Annotated in this window: 19 protein-coding genes; 6 read left to right on the top strand and 13 right to left on the bottom strand. The window is 36.2% G+C overall.

The annotated features are described in order from the left end of the window. Positions 1 to 6: 6 nt before the first annotated feature. From APS80_RS08310 to APS80_RS10775, 5 genes are all read right to left on the bottom strand, one after another. Positions 7 to 321: a YfhH family protein gene (locus tag APS80_RS08310; protein WP_059107812.1), complete on the bottom strand. Its 315-nt coding sequence runs from the start codon at positions 319 to 321 to the stop codon at positions 7 to 9. After that, on the bottom strand, positions 299 to 1,117 hold the full coding sequence (gene recX, locus APS80_RS08305) for a recombination regulator RecX (protein ID WP_059107811.1): 819 nt from the start codon (positions 1,115 to 1,117) through the stop codon (positions 299 to 301). Before recX ends, APS80_RS08310 begins: the two co-directional genes overlap by 23 nt. A gap of 147 nt (positions 1,118 to 1,264) precedes the next feature. Continuing rightward, positions 1,265 to 2,080 carry a monofunctional peptidoglycan glycosyltransferase SgtB gene (gene sgtB / locus APS80_RS08300; RefSeq protein ID WP_059107810.1) on the bottom strand — a complete coding sequence of 272 codons (816 nt, stop codon included), beginning with the start codon at positions 2,078 to 2,080 and terminating at the stop codon, positions 1,265 to 1,267. 519 nt (positions 2,081 to 2,599) lie between these two features. Beyond that, positions 2,600 to 3,115 carry a type 1 glutamine amidotransferase domain-containing protein gene (locus APS80_RS08295; protein ID WP_059107809.1) on the bottom strand — a complete coding sequence of 172 codons (516 nt, stop codon included), beginning with the start codon at positions 3,113 to 3,115 and terminating at the stop codon, positions 2,600 to 2,602. A gap of 89 nt (positions 3,116 to 3,204) precedes the next feature. After that, complete coding sequence (locus APS80_RS10775; RefSeq protein ID WP_103170804.1) at positions 3,205 to 3,369, bottom strand: SE1561 family protein; 165 nt, start codon at positions 3,367 to 3,369, stop codon at positions 3,205 to 3,207. 343 nt (positions 3,370 to 3,712) lie between these two features. On the opposite strand from APS80_RS10775, the gene yfkAB reads away from it, so the two are divergent. Next, a complete protein-coding gene (yfkAB, locus tag APS80_RS08290) occupies positions 3,713 to 4,864 on the top strand; it encodes a radical SAM/CxCxxxxC motif protein YfkAB (RefSeq protein WP_059107808.1) in 1,152 nt (383 codons plus the stop codon). Positions 4,865 to 4,950: 86 nt separating this feature from the next. Here the strand turns inward: yfkAB and APS80_RS08285 are convergent, their stop codons facing one another. The 3 genes from APS80_RS08285 to APS80_RS08275 are packed head-to-tail and all read right to left on the bottom strand — an operon-like array spanning position 4,951 to position 6,961. After that, positions 4,951 to 5,472, bottom strand: a complete 522-nt coding sequence (locus tag APS80_RS08285) for an acyl-CoA thioesterase (RefSeq protein ID WP_059107807.1) — start codon at positions 5,470 to 5,472, stop codon at positions 4,951 to 4,953. A gap of 35 nt (positions 5,473 to 5,507) precedes the next feature. Then, positions 5,508 to 6,746 (bottom strand): aminopeptidase, encoded by a 1,239-nt coding sequence (locus APS80_RS08280; protein ID WP_059107806.1) that lies wholly within the window; start codon positions 6,744 to 6,746, stop codon positions 5,508 to 5,510. 11 nt (positions 6,747 to 6,757) lie between these two features. Further along, positions 6,758 to 6,961 carry a DUF1128 domain-containing protein gene (locus APS80_RS08275; protein ID WP_059107805.1) on the bottom strand — a complete coding sequence of 68 codons (204 nt, stop codon included), beginning with the start codon at positions 6,959 to 6,961 and terminating at the stop codon, positions 6,758 to 6,760. 131 nt (positions 6,962 to 7,092) lie between these two features. Here APS80_RS08275 and APS80_RS08270 point away from each other — a divergent pair, with 131 nt between their 5' ends. From APS80_RS08270 to APS80_RS08255, 4 genes are all read left to right on the top strand, one after another. Further along, positions 7,093 to 7,557, top strand: a complete 465-nt coding sequence (locus tag APS80_RS08270; RefSeq protein WP_059107804.1) for a low molecular weight protein-tyrosine-phosphatase — start codon at positions 7,093 to 7,095, stop codon at positions 7,555 to 7,557. Between the two features lie 5 nt (positions 7,558 to 7,562). Beyond that, positions 7,563 to 7,847: a YtxH domain-containing protein gene (locus tag APS80_RS08265; RefSeq protein ID WP_059107803.1), complete on the top strand. Its 285-nt coding sequence runs from the start codon at positions 7,563 to 7,565 to the stop codon at positions 7,845 to 7,847. A 324-nt stretch (positions 7,848 to 8,171) separates the two neighbouring features. Further along, positions 8,172 to 9,347: a YihY/virulence factor BrkB family protein gene (locus tag APS80_RS08260; RefSeq protein ID WP_059107802.1), complete on the top strand. Its 1,176-nt coding sequence runs from the start codon at positions 8,172 to 8,174 to the stop codon at positions 9,345 to 9,347. Positions 9,348 to 9,462: 115 nt separating this feature from the next. Beyond that, complete coding sequence (locus APS80_RS08255; protein ID WP_059107801.1) at positions 9,463 to 10,041, top strand: beta-class carbonic anhydrase; 579 nt, start codon at positions 9,463 to 9,465, stop codon at positions 10,039 to 10,041. Between the two features lie 80 nt (positions 10,042 to 10,121). On the opposite strand, the gene vraR is transcribed toward APS80_RS08255, so the two are convergent. The 5 genes from vraR to map form a co-directional block, all read right to left on the bottom strand. Continuing rightward, positions 10,122 to 10,751, bottom strand: coding sequence for a response regulator transcription factor VraR (gene vraR, locus APS80_RS08250; protein WP_059107800.1), 630 nt, complete (start codon positions 10,749 to 10,751; stop codon positions 10,122 to 10,124). Continuing rightward, positions 10,741 to 11,787 carry a sensor histidine kinase VraS gene (vraS, locus tag APS80_RS08245; protein ID WP_059107799.1) on the bottom strand — a complete coding sequence of 349 codons (1,047 nt, stop codon included), beginning with the start codon at positions 11,785 to 11,787 and terminating at the stop codon, positions 10,741 to 10,743. Before vraS ends, vraR begins: the two co-directional genes overlap by 11 nt. Beyond that, on the bottom strand, positions 11,784 to 12,485 hold the full coding sequence (gene vraT, locus APS80_RS08240; protein WP_059107798.1) for a cell wall-active antibiotics response protein VraT: 702 nt from the start codon (positions 12,483 to 12,485) through the stop codon (positions 11,784 to 11,786). Before vraT ends, vraS begins: the two co-directional genes overlap by 4 nt. A gap of 17 nt (positions 12,486 to 12,502) precedes the next feature. Further along, positions 12,503 to 12,889, bottom strand: coding sequence for a hypothetical protein (locus APS80_RS08235; RefSeq protein ID WP_059107797.1), 387 nt, complete (start codon positions 12,887 to 12,889; stop codon positions 12,503 to 12,505). A 158-nt stretch (positions 12,890 to 13,047) separates the two neighbouring features. Next, complete coding sequence (gene map, locus APS80_RS08230) at positions 13,048 to 13,803, bottom strand: type I methionyl aminopeptidase (RefSeq protein WP_059107796.1); 756 nt, start codon at positions 13,801 to 13,803, stop codon at positions 13,048 to 13,050. A 243-nt stretch (positions 13,804 to 14,046) separates the two neighbouring features. On the opposite strand from map, the gene APS80_RS08225 reads away from it, so the two are divergent. Beyond that, complete coding sequence (locus tag APS80_RS08225; protein WP_059107795.1) at positions 14,047 to 15,033, top strand: FUSC family protein; 987 nt, start codon at positions 14,047 to 14,049, stop codon at positions 15,031 to 15,033. Positions 15,034 to 15,040 lie beyond the last annotated feature (7 nt).

The following is a 15,040-nucleotide window of genomic DNA, read 5'->3' as shown; positions in this document are numbered from 1 at the left end:
ATCCTTCTATATATTTAATAATGCGAGTGGTAACCCTTCTTCAGGTTCTGTACTGTTGATTCTAAAGCCCCACGCGAAAATACCTTTCAGTCTTTCAACTTTAAAGTAATCCTCAGTACCATCATTTAATTTGTAAATCTTGCCAATTTCTACTTTATCACGATCTACGAGGTAACTTTCAGCAATTAAAATCTTACGTTGATAGACACCATATTCATTAATGATGCCATTCATTTCTGCTTTGCGCATTTTTTCAGTACATTGCTGTATCTCTGTTCTTAATTCTTGCTCGTTCATTTCACTCAAACGTTTCTGTTCCATCTTCAAGACCGCTTTCCTTTAATTTAATTTTAATTTTATCATATTTATATCCTTTTCTCATAAGCGTTTCTATTGTCTTTTGTATAACTTGTCTACCCTCATACTTCTTGTCATATTTTCGATAGGCCTTTTCAAGGTCTTGTTGAAGCATCTCATCGAGCGTATCTTCGCTTTGAGAAAAATTAAGTTCTGACATAACTTCGTTAATCGTACCCATGGTAAATCCTTTTTGCATCAATGATTGACTCACTTTCGATTTGATTTGCATCGGTGTACCTTTTTTCTGTTTGATAATCTTTTGTGCAACATGCAAAATTTGTTCAAAAGGTTGTTCGGATTCATACAAATCTACGTAGCGTTCAATCACATCATTCTCGATACCTGCTTGAAATAATTTTTGACGATAAGTTTCTGGACCTTTATCTGACGTACGTAACATCGTATTTTTTAAACTTTCGGCGTAGTCATCATGATCAATTAACTTTTGTTCATGACAATATTCGAGTACACGTGCTATCGTCTGTTCATTGATATCCGCTTTCGCAAGATGTTGGGCGACTTCTTTATCTGTTCGTTTACGGTATGAAATATAATTAATCGCGCGGTTGATACCTTGACGATATTGTTCATATTGTTGAATCTCTGCCATCTCAGCAGGTTCGACTTGTTGATCCTTTTTTAAGTTAAAATAAACGAGTGTATTTATATCTACACCCATTTCGAATACGCCATCTAGATACAAATTAAATCGTTCACTGTTATTTTTTTGTACTTCTATTTTAGTTATCTTTGGCATCATTTTCACTCCACTTATCTAGCATAACTTATTATGAGGTTTAAGGGAATTATAGCGACAGCGTGCATCGTCCGATTTATCTTAAAATCAAAAAATTCTTTTCACTATCCTAAAAATAATGAAAAGAATCCTCCTTCTTAAGTCACTTTATGAAGCTCCGAGTTGCGAAATTGCTTCTTCGTATTCATCATTCGAAATAAAATCTTGTTGCTTCATTTTCTCTAAGTTGACTTTAACACGATTAATATAACGATCAGACATCTGATTTAAATTATACACACTCGGTGCATTAATCTTACTTGCAAGCATTGCACTTTGTAGTACTGAGATTTGTGGTAAATGCTTATTATTTTTATCTGTCGTCGTACCAAAATAGTAATTTGCAGCGCTTTCTACGGTATATTGATCATCACCGAAATAGATATTATTGACGTAAAAGCTCAATATCTGATCTTTGTCATATACACTTTCAACACGATAGGCTACAAATAATTCTTTCATTTTACGAATAAATGAGCGCTCATTGCCATAAAAGTAATTCTTTACAACTTGCTGTGTTATAGTGCTACCACCTTGAACACTCTGCTCACTGACGGTTGAAAATAACGCCCTCGATGTACCTTTAATATCAAATCCATGATGATGATAGAACCACTCGTCTTCAATGGCGATAAATGCACCCTTCGTATAATCATTCATATCCGACACAGGTACATATGAGTTTTTCTGCTCTATAGAATGCAACGCTTCTACATTTGCGGATCTGGATAAAAAGTACATCAAGCCCATGAAGATAGCTACTACAATAGCTAACAATAATAGTATAGTCAGGAACCAACGTTTACCTTTTTTCTTTTTTGGTGGTCTACCCACAGGTTGATAGTAGGTGTTATAATGCGGCCCTACATCGTCATAGGCTACTGCTTTTCGCTTTGATTTAGAATAACGTTCACTTCGCTTCATTCATCTTTAGCTATTAAAACCAAGAAAAAATGAGCTGGAGTTTCGACCTCACATTTTTACTCGGGTGTTACCTTTTAATAGCGTGCTCCTTTCTTTCAAAATTGCTCACGAACACGGATGATCACTCGATCGCTACTTCATTCCCGCGCAAACATGTCTATATATGTAAGCGTCTGAGTCGCATCTATTTAGGATTAAATATTGTGCACTGCTTAAATGATGTTAAAGCTATGCACTCATCTTACTTTCACTTTATTATAAATCAGTTTAACAAGAGTTAACGTTATAATCTACTGCATTTGGCAAAAATCAGTCCTAAGGTGTATGCCAATACGGCCTTTATGACATGATGTGCTCGTTAAATGAATACACTCGTGCTACACCACATTCAATCATATGTATTTCATAAGGATTTAGGATAAATGGTATTAAAAAGAAAACTCCAAAGAGCATCACGTAACGTGCTGTCACGCTGCCCTTTGGAGTTCATTATTCATACGTTCACATAAGAACGAATGATTAGTTTAATTGATTAACGATTTCTCTATTGAAATCATCTAAGTCGTCAGGAGTACGACTTGTTACGATGTTTTTATCAACAACTACTGATTCGTCTACAACGTTTGCACCAGCGTTTGATAAATCTTTACGTACGTTTAATACTGCAGTTAAAGTACGACCATTTAAGTCGTCAGTATCAACTAAGATTTGTGGACCGTGGCAGATTGCAAATGTTGGTACATCATTTGCAGTGAAGTATTTAGCGAATGCGCCATATCTTCCTTCAGCGTCTCCTCTTAAGTGGTCAGGTGAGAAACCACCAGGGATAAGGATAGCATCGTAATCTTCTGCTTTAGCATCACCAATGCTAACATCTACAGTAACTTTAGTGCCGTGTTTACCTGAAACTTCAGCGTTAGCTTCGTCACCAATGATTACTGTTTCGTGTCCAGCTTCTTCAATAGCTTCTTTTGGACTAGTTAATTCAACATCTTCAAATTCGTCAGCAACAATAATTGCAACTTTTTTAGCCATTTATAATCACCTTTCCTTTATGAATTATGGTTATATATAGCCAAGTATAGAAAGGTTTAAACATTAATTTTTTACATATTTGTTTTTCACTATTTTTTGGAAACGGTTTTAACTTTTTCTTCTAACTGATCTAACAAGCCAATCCATTCATCAATATCTTCTACTTTAACTTCATCTGGATCTACTTGATCAATATCAGTAATAAATTTTTCTAAACGCTCCTTAATTTGATCTATTGTTTTTTGTTCGTTCATTCAGTACACTCCTTCATCACGTTATCATGTACATTTTAACATGTTTTGAAAAACTGTTGGAACTGATTCTTGATAAGTACGTATGTCGGATGAATAAAAGATGCACCCGGCTTTAAATCATTCATTTTCAAAAAGAAACGGCTTCCATTAATATAAATTTAAAAATAGACTTCACCTTATTTCTTAAAACTGTTACTCTAGTCAAGGTTGTATCTTTAATTCGAAATCATACATTATTCAAGATATTTAAAACATGTGTGAACAGGATCTTAAAAATTCCTATTACAGTAGTTCACATGCTATATTTGACTTTATGAATCATTTTAGAAAGAAGGCGTTTGGTATGCCAACTCAATCGATACCGACAAAAAAGCCCATTAGCATCAACAATGATCCATGGGAAGCGTACAACGATGTGGAACAATACGGTGATTTAACACTCAGCAATATTGAGTTTACTACGACGAATTTATGTAACATGCGTTGTAGTCACTGTGCGGTCGGTTATACATTACAAACAAAAGATCCAGAATCTTTACCGATGGATTTGATTTATCGTCGCTTAGATGAAATCCCTACATTAAAAACGATTTCTATCACAGGTGGCGAACCGATGTTTTCCAAAAAATCAATTAAACATGTCGTGAAACCTTTAATTAAATATGCGTATCATCGCGGAATCTATGTACAGATGAACTCAAACTTAACCTTGCCTCAAGATCGCTATTTAGATATCGCTGAATACATCGATGTCATGCATATTTCACATAACTGGGGTACGATTGATGAGTTTACATCTGTTGGCTTTGGTGCGATGGAAAAACAACCTCCTCTTAAAGCGAAACTGAAACTATATGAACAAATGATTGATAATGCGAGCACATTATCTGATCAAGGGATGTTCGTCTCAGCAGAAACGATGTTAAATCAAAGTACACTGCCCCATCTAGAAAAAATACATAACGAAGTTGTGCATGACATGAAATGCCGTAGACATGAAATTCATCCTATGTATCCTGCAGATTTCGCAAGTTCACTCAACGTATTGCCACTTAAAGAGATGAAACGTGCGATACATTACTTACTCGACATTCGTGACCCAGAAACGTGGATGTTGTTCGGTACACTACCTATCTACCCTTGTATCAACGACCCACAAGATCAAGCGTTGCTTAATCGCTTACGTGAAACTGAAAATGTCACAATGCGTAATGATCCAGATGGTCGAAACCGTCTCAATGTCAATATGTTTACGGGTAACGTGATCGTGACAGACTTTGGTGATGAAAACGGCACCATTTCAAATATTAAGACCGATCGCTTAACTGACGTATTCGAACAATGGCTCGCATCTCCACTAGCTCAAGCACTTAACTGTCACTGTTCCGAATTCAATTGTTTAGGTCCAAACGTATTAGTTAAAAATATGTATTATCCAAATACAGATTTCAGAGCAAAAGAACGTGAGATGCATCTTATGTATAACATGGACTAATTTGCAACACATTCATTAATACTCAAAATGTAAAAAGCGCTTATTGAGATTCGTACTCCCAATAAGCGCTTTCTTTTATGAAATCATTATCTAATATTTAACTGATTGGATAGAAATTCAACGGTTTCTTGGCTTTCTTTTCTGCGTTCTTTACGTCTTTTAACACGTTTTTCAGCAGTTTCGTGGAACCATTTTTCTGTATCCGATTCTGGGTAAACTTTTGGAACTTCTACTGTATTGCCATCATCATCGATCGCTACAAAAGTTAAAAAACTTAATGCAGCAAGTTGTCTTTCATTGTTTAAAGGATCCTCAATAATGATTTGAACACCAATTTCCATAGACGATGTTCCTGCGTGGGTTACTTTTGCTTCAAAAACAATGATATCACCCGTCTTAATGGGTTTTAAAAAGTCTACTGAATCCATTGAAGCAGTGACCACTTTGGAATTTGCATGTTTCATTGCACTGATTGCTGATATTTCATCAATATTTGACATCAATACGCCTCCAAATAGCGTATGATGATGATTGGTGTCAGTTGGAAAAATTTGTTTCACTTTTTCACATCTAGACTCTGACATCGCTTTACTTCTACGAGTTCCCATCCTTTTTACCTCACTTCATAGATACTTAAGTTAAACTAGTCTGCCCAATTACCATTTTCGAAAACAACTTCTTGTTGATCATCTTGCGTGATGCCGTAAATTGTAAGATCTGCACTACCGATCATGAAATCTTCGTGTACAAGTGAATCATTTAATCCGCTCGCTACTTTTTCTTCAGTCGTCATTTCTGTACCACCTTCGACGTTAAAGCCATAAGCTGAGCCTAACGCGATGTGACAAGATGCATTTTCATCGAATAACGTATTGTAGAAAATGGTATTTCGATTTGAAATTGGTGAATCATCTGGAACTAAAGCGACTTCACCTAAACGGCGTGAACCTTCATCGGTGTTTAATAAATCTTTTAATACGGCTTCGCCTTTCTCTGCTTTAAAGTCAACGACTTCACCATCTTTAAAGGTCAACGTAAAGCCATCGATGATATTGCCGTTATAACTCAATGGTAATGTATTGGATACATAACCATTTACTTGATTGCGATCAGGCGCCGTAAATACTTCTTCAGTTGGGATGTTTGCGACGAAGGCTTGACCTTCACTTGAATAGCTTGTTGCATCTTCCCATAAATGACCTTTAGGTAACCCAATAGTGAGGTCTGTACCTTTAGATACATAATGTAACGCTTTGTAATTTTTCTCTTGTAATTGTTTAGCACGAACGCTCAAGTTATTAATGTGTTTCTCCCAATTTTCTACTGGATCATTACCGTCAACACGAGCAATGTCTAACACTTCATCAATGAATCGATTCAACGCTTCATCCGGATCTAAATCAGGGTAAACACGTTGTGCCCATTCTTTTGAAGGAAACGCAGCAACACACCATGGGAATTCATTGTTTTGCATCATGCTCATAAATGTTTTGTGCGCTTTACTATATTCAGTTTGATATGCGTTTAATTTAGCTGAATCAATACCGTTTAATAAATCTGGGTCATCAGATAAAATCGCTAAGTTTGCCGCATTACGTTTCGCATAGTCTAATCTCTTATCCACGTCATATGTATTGACTGCGCGATTACGTAAAAAGTCTTCCGATTCATATTCGTATCTTAAACGAGCTAAACGATCATCGCTAAATTCAACAGCCACATCAGATGCGCCACGACGATAAGCCGCTTCTGCAACGTAACGTGTCAGCTCAATCGCATTGACATTAGATCGAATAAAAACTGGTTGTCCTTCTTGCACATTCATACCTACTTCAACTAATAAGCGTGCATATTGTTGTAATTTTTCTTGTAATTCACACATACTAACACCCCTTAATCTCTTAATTGTCCTAGCTCATTGGCAATGGCTGTGACTTCACTCGGCGTAAAAGACTGCTTTGACATAACAAATTGATGGATCGTCTCGATATCTTCCTGGTTTGCTTGTGTAAATTTATCTGGATCAATCAAACCTTGATTGACTACATTCAATTGAGATCTGATTTCCGTTATCATCTCTTTATTCGTTAATGCCATTCGTTTCACTCCTTTGTCAGTTTATTCTATCAAACATTACCCTATTATAAAACTTTTGTTGAATTTATCCTTTAGAAATGATGAAAAAACATATAAAATAGTCATAATAAGGAAATTGGGGAGGTTAAAAAATGGTAACAGTCGCTTTTGTCTGTCTAGGTAATATTTGTCGATCTCCAATGGCTGAAGCAATCATGAGACAACGCTTGAAAGATCGCAACATTCAAGATGTCGTTGTCGAATCACGTGGAACTGGCAAATGGAACTTAGGCGAAACACCTCACGAAGGGACACAAGAGATTTTAAAGCAACATGACATTCCATTTGATGGTATGATTAGCGAATTATTCAAACCAGATGATGACTTTGATTACATCATTGCCATGGATCAAAGCAACGTAGACAATATCCGTCGTATTAATCCTAATATTCAAGGACAATTGTTTAAATTGCTAGAATTTAGTAACATGGAAGAAAGTGATGTGCCAGACCCTTACTATACAAATAATTTTGAAGGTGTTTATAAAATGGTACAATCATCATGTGATAATTTAATTGACTACATCGTCAAAGATGCAAATTTAAGAGAGGGGTAATCAACATGCAAAACAAATTAGTTCCTGGTATTTTACTTGGTGCTGCAGTTGGTGGCTTAATCACATTAGCTGACAAATCTACACGCCAATCTTTAAAACAAGCCTTTACAGATATTAAAGAAGGTAACCGTTCTAATAAACCTTCTAAATTTAATGATATTAAAGACGAAGTCCTATACTGGAAAGATGCGATCGAAGAAATTAGACGCAATAACCCACAATTAGAACAATCTTTAAAAGATGCTAAAGCAACATTCATCGATCGTAAAAACAATCGTTTGAATCATTAATCCGAGATAAAGGGACACAAACTTATTTAAAAACCGCTTGAAATGAGACTTGCTTCAAGCGGCTTTTTTTATGCCTAAAGCGCGTACTTTTTACACGGTTTTCATGATATTGCATCGTTTAACGACTCCCTACTCTGTTACGTTTCATCTTCTTTTCAGTCACTTTCTATGCATAAAGGGCTGTTAGATTGTTTTATTTTACGTAAAAAGCGGTATAAGACCATAAGTATGTTACGAGTTTACCGTAACGTGTTTACCTCGGTTAGATTTTACAGTATATTAAAAAATGTACTAACATTTTATCGGTATGTAAGGAGTTTTATGATGTCGAAAAACAAGCATTCAAATTCTAATTTTCTTAATGAAATGAAGGATAAACAAGAAAACAACAACACAGATAAACATATTGAAAAAGATCGTACATACATTCAACCTACCAAGTTCCAATCCAAGGAACCGAAAAAGGATGATCAGGCATTTTTCGTATCTCGTATTAATAAACCTGCGAAATATACGAAAAATCCAAACTTCTTTTCTTACTTAATTTACCGTATCAGTAAAGATGACGCTTCAGGGATGGCAGCACAACTGTCATACTACTTCATGCTGTCACTCTTCCCAATGCTGATCTTCTTACTATCTATCGTGCCAATGTTAGGGGCAGATCCACACGATATTAGTGATATGATCATCGAGTACGTACCTCAAGAGTACAGTGAACAAGTCCAAGGCGTCATTGAAGAAATCTTTAACGCCTCCAGTGGTGGTACATTATCAATCGGTTTAATTGTGGCATTATGGTCCGCATCAAATGGGATGACAGCGATTATGAATGCCTTTAGCGTCGCATATGATGTTGAGGATAAACGTAACTTTGTCGTTTCTAAATTGTCTAGTGTGCTCTTCACACTTGCAATGGTTATCGTTTTACCGATTGCATTGATCTTACCTACATTTGGCGGTGTAATTGGTGACTTTATCTTTGGCCCACTCGGCTTAGGTGACGAAGTGAAATGGTTATTCAACCTTGTCAGAGTAATCTTGCCGTTCCTTATCGTATTCGTATCATTCATTGTGCTATATACGTTAGCACCTAATGTAAAAATTAAAATTATGTCTGTATTACCAGGGGCAGCTTTTTCAACCGTCTTATTCTTAGTCGGTGCATTCTTATTTAGTTTCTACATTTCTAACTTTGCAAACTACAATAAAACATACGGTAGCCTTGCTGGTATCATCATCCTTATGTTATGGCTTTACATCACTGGTTTCATCCTCATCATCGGGGCAGAAATCAACGCTATTTTACACCAACGTAAAATTGTCAGAGGCCGTACACCTGAGGAACAAGAATTCCATGAATTAGAGCAAGAAGAAGCAAACGCTGAGCAAGAAGATCAAAAGGAAAATGCCGATGACACTAACGGTGATACTTCATCTAAAGCACAACCGAACAAGCCATCGTCTGACGCTTCATCGGATCAACAACATCAAAATTAATTGACGTCACGCTGAAAGATGTCACTTTCATGAGGAGTAAGACAGAAATCTAATTGTATACAAAGATTTCATTGTCTTGCTCCTTTTTATATGAATCAATATAGGAGTGAAACAGATGTCATTATTAGAAAATATCCTAGATTTTAATCGTACGTTTGTAAACGACCATATGTACGAACAATATGAGACAAGTAAACGCCCAGATAAAAAAGCAGTTCTTTTCACATGCATGGATACGCGTTTACAAGAACTTGCGACAAAGGCACTCGGCTTTAATAATGGTGATTTAAAAATCGTTAAAAATGCAGGTGCGACGATCACCCACCCTTATGGATCAACAATGCGCAGTTTACTTATCGCGATTTATGCACTAGGCGCAGAAGAGATCATTATTATGGGACATCGCGATTGCGGCATGGGTCAACTTAACGTCGGTGAAGTGTTAGAACGTATGTCACAAAGAGGAATCGATGATCGCACGTTATCGATCCTAGCGAACTCTGGATTAGATATTCGCAAATTTTTACAAGGTTTCACCGATGTTTATGAAAATGTCAAAGACAATGTCAATAAAGTCATCAATCACCCATTATTTGATAAATCGGTACCCGTTCACGGACTCATTATTGATCCACGCACAGGAGAACTCGAACTCGTACATGATGGATACAAAAATACAACATCACAAAATTAACGCAATAAAAAAGGAGTAGGTTTTAACATCTCATCAATGGCATCAGATGTTGCACCTACTCTATTTCATATTATCGTTATTTAATTAATTAAATTGTGTTGGAATGCGTAGATGACGGCTTGCGTCCGGTCTTGAACCTCAAGCTTACTTAATATATTACTTACATGGGTTTTAACCGTCTTAATCGTAATATGGGAAGCACTTGCAATTTCTTGGTTAGAATAACCTTTTGCGATTAATAATAGTATTTCCATTTCACGTTCGGTCAACATTTCATATAATTCCGCACGTTGTTTCATACGGTTACGCATTTTCACTAACACTTCGGGTTCAAATACCGCTTCACCTTGATGGGTTTTACGGATTGCGTCAGCAATACCGCTCGCACTCGTCGTTTTTAAAATATAGCTATCTACGCCTGCATCTAACGCACGATAAACTTCATTGTCTTCAATATAGCTTGTCAGCATCACGACTTTAATATGCGGAAAGTCTTTTTTAATTTGTGTTGTCGCTTCTACCCCATCCATATCTTCCATCACAAGATCCATTAATATTAAGTCGGGATTGAGTTCATGTGCTTTAGCAATCGCATCCTTGCCTGATTCGCCCTCACCCACAACTTCAATATCTGTTTGCGTAGATAAATAGCTCGATATACCGATCCTAACCATCTCGTGATCGTCCACAAACAATACTTTAATTGGCATCCGTCTCATCCTCCTTATTCAATGGCGCTTTTACTTCAATTCTTGTACCTGAGTCAGGTAATGACACGATATGAAATGTCGCACCAATTTCTAACGCACGTTCTCTCATATTTTTAAGGCCGTAACTTTGTTTTACTTTTTCATCTACATTAAAGCCTTTCCCATCATCTTGGATACGTAATAATAAGTAGTCAACTTTATTAAATAACTCTACCGTCACCTTCGTACCCTCTGAATGGCGTAACGTATTCGAAATCGCTTCTTGTGTAATTCGGAATAAGTGGTCTTCTATTCCTTTTGGTACTTCAAAATCTTCAATTTCATGCGCGACTTTCATCGGCACTTTACGCTGTAAATCTGTAACCAAATCTTTAATCCCTTCGCCGAGAGATTTGTCTTTCAATCCAAGTGGTCTCAAGTGTAATAATAGCGCACGCATTTCTAGTTGTGAATCTTGAACCATTTTTTCTAACGTTGGAATTTGTTGGTCCAATGGAGGTTCAAGTTTCGTTTCTTTAATCGCTGAGAGCATCATACTCGCCGCAAAGAGTTGTTGACTCACTGAATCATGTAGCTCTCTTGCTAAACGCTGACGTTCATCTTCAATGATTTTTTTCACTTTAACATCATTCATGTTGTACGATTCATTGGTCATATTTTGCGTTTTCATGCGGAGACGATGCAATTCTTGGTTAAGTGGTACCAACGTTTGGTACAAAGCGATGGTTTCATTATAAAGTTCGATGTTTTGATCATTAATTCCAACCGTTTCGCCTTCGATTGCATGTTCAATTTGTGTTTGTAACCAATGATTTTGTTCGTTAATTTTATAAGCCAAGATAGACCCGACGATAATACATAACAAAATGATAATCAAATTGAGAAATAAAATGACAGGTATCCCTAAAATTTGTGTGTAAAACATGCCTTGAAAATAAATAATATTAACGAAGAAACGATCAATGAACAAAAACGTGATCAACACACTATAAACGAGTATCAACATTGAGCCAATGGTTCTAATATAGTGGTTCATCTATAGACCACCTCAACATCACCAATTAATGTTGAGACGTAAATATTAACAGCGTAATTATCTTTTTTTGTTTCTTCAAGCACTTGTATGTGATTATTTTCCACACGATATGTCTTATCATTAATGAAAACTTTGCCAAACAATGCTGCAAAATGTAAGTTCACGTTATAATTAAACGGCACAAAAATTTGTACCTTTCCGATGAGATGACGGACCACTATCGTATTATTTTCTTTAATATTCGCAGCTTTAGTCATATCGAGGTGTACTTCACCTATTGCGTGTTGAATCTGTACATCTTCCCATTTATATACATAGACTGGCGTGCGTTGCTCACCTAACCACTTCTGCTTGATGAATTGAGGTGACGTCACAGGTTCTTCAGTCGCGTTGACTTTAAGTGGCTTAAATTTATAAAATAAATATCTCACAATCACTACGAGTAAGAATAAAAATAAGATAATAATCGTATACTTATTCGACAGCAAGGTAAAGGCAATCAGTAACATACCAATCCAAAACGCTAATAACCCTCTGATCTTATGAAAATATAAGTATCCGATATAGGTAAGAATGCACCCTAATAATAAGACGAGTAAAAAGCCAATTTTCTCAAAAAAGATGTAATAAAAATTGGCAATAATCATGAGCGCAGTAAAAATAATCAACATTTCTGTTGATATATATTTGTGAGTCATTGTTCGCCACCTTTCTATTAAGCGACTAAATAGATTTGTTCAATTAAATCACACTCAGTTTCGGCAGTCGCTTTCTCTTTCGTTTGTTGTGATATCGTTGCATCAATACGTGCAACATCTGCTTCCATTTGATTGAGCTTCTGTTTAATATTATTGATTTCAATATTTTCTACTTCTTGCGCAAAATTAATCTTCATCGTTTCAATGAATTCAACATATTTATTTTCTAATGTAATCGTGAGCCTGTCAATCATCTCGTTAACGTGCTGTTTCTTTAAATTCAAATAGTTTATGTATTTTTCAATACTACTTAATTTGATATCTAAGTATTGACGATAATCTTTAATGCTCATATTTAATATATTTTCAGTCATTTTATTTAAGTATTTCGCTAAAACGTTCATAAAACCACCTCATTGTTGAATGGTTCCATTATAAAATGGTTCCGAAGCCAACAGAATAGGCTCCGGAACGATTTTAGTTTCCTACTTTAGACTTAGCTACATGAAATGAATCTTTTACTTAAGTCGTTTGTTATTCACCTGTGTTGATTGATCTCATATTATGAGTCAATTTTAGTTGTGAGCACTGGGCCATCTTTCGTTACAATCACTGTGTGTTCGATTTGAGCAACATAGCTTTTATCTTGTGTTTCAAAAGCCCATTCGTTTTTGCCTTCTGTTACAAATGTTGCATTAGAAGAAATGAATGGTTCGACCGCAATGACTGTGCCCTCTTTAAGTAACGTTTTGTCTTTCGCATCAAAGTAGTTAAGTACATGACTTGGTGCTTCATGTAATGATTTACCTACACCATGACCAGTTAAGTTTTTGATCACTTTGACATCATTACGACGTGCAGTCGCGTGTACCGCTTTACCAATTTGGCTTAACTTCGTACCTGCTTTCACTTTTTTCATTGCTGCTTCAAACGCTTCGTTAGCGACATCGCATACTTTTTGTTTCATAGGTTCGTCAGTTTCTCCAACTACGAAAGAGACGCCTGTGTCTGCGTAGTAGCCATTTTTCAGTGCTGAAACATCGATGTTCACTAAGTCACCTTCACGGATTTTACGTTTACCTGGGATGCCGTGTGCCACTTCTTCATTGACACTGATACAAGTTTGTCCAGGGAAATTTTCATCGTGGATTGGCGCTGAAGTTGCACCGTGTTCTTCAAACATGCGTTTTGCGATATCATCTAATTCTTTTGTAGTGATGCCTGGTTCAGTTGCTTTACGCATTTCATCACGAATGAGTGCACATATATATCCAATTTCTTTTAATGCTTCTAGTTCTTCTTCTGTTTTAACAATCATTTTATCCCGTTCCTTTATAAGTTTGTAATACACTTACGTATTATATCAAAAATTGCGTCATCCTTTTATAGTAAAGGTCCATGTTAGGACGCTAAATTTATCTATACCCTTTTAACAAGCGCTTTAAATAAAATGATTTTGTGCTAAAATAAATAAACAAAACGAACGATTATTATTAAAGAAAAATGAGATGTATGCAGCTCAAGTTTTAAACTTAGAACAGCACACGCAGGAGCTATGAACATGGACAATAAATGGTACAAACACATTATAGGGGCACGGACGCTAAAAACGGGATTAGCAACCTTATTAACCGCATTCTTTTGTTTATCCCTCAACTTAAATCCTATATTTGCGATTTTAACAGCAATCGTTACGATTGAACCGACAGCTAAGGCATCTTTGAAAAAAGGCTACCAACGTTTACCTGCAACGGTCATCGGTTCTCTACTCGCAGTGGTCTTCACTTATATTTTCGGTGACGATTCACCGCTTTCTTATGCTTTTAGCGCTACCTTTACGATATTGTTATGTACCAAACTCAACTTACAATCCGGTACAACCGTTGCTACACTGACTGCCATGGCTATGATTCCAGGTATTCACGAAGCCTATATGTTTAATTTCTTTTCACGATTACTCACTGCGATTATTGGTCTAGTGACTGCTGGCTTGGTAAACTTTATCATCTTACCACCAAAATATTATGATCAGGTCATCAAGTTGACGCAACAAATTGAAGAAAATTTATATCAACTCTACAATATGCGCATGCAGCAGCTCATCTTTGGTCAATTTCGTTCAGAAAAAGCCAACAAACGCTTGGAATCCTTACAATTATTAAATAATAAGGTCGATACCTTGTTGTCTTATCAAAAAGATGAATTGAACTATCATAAATCACGCGATAATGAATGGATTCAATTACGCCAGCTTTCAACGCGAGCACAAACGAATCGTTTACTCATCGCTCATTTGTCTAATATTATTTACTTGCCTAGAGATACGCAAATTCAGTTTAATTCTGAGGAAAAAGTAGCGATTTTGAAAATATCTAATCGCATCAATGAAATTATTTCTACCGGACACTTCGAGCGTGAACGACAAGCCGCTTCTGTACTCAAACGCTCAGTTAAAGGTTTAGACGAATTTGATGTCAACCAACTTAAGAGCCACGTCATTTATGAAATTCTGTTGATTTATCGTATCCTGGATTCTCGTTATGCCTAAATCACAA

This window comes from Staphylococcus auricularis (assembly GCF_001500315.1).
Lineage (GTDB): Bacteria > Bacillota > Bacilli > Staphylococcales > Staphylococcaceae > Staphylococcus > Staphylococcus auricularis.
This window is presented reverse-complemented; position numbering and strand designations above follow the sequence as displayed.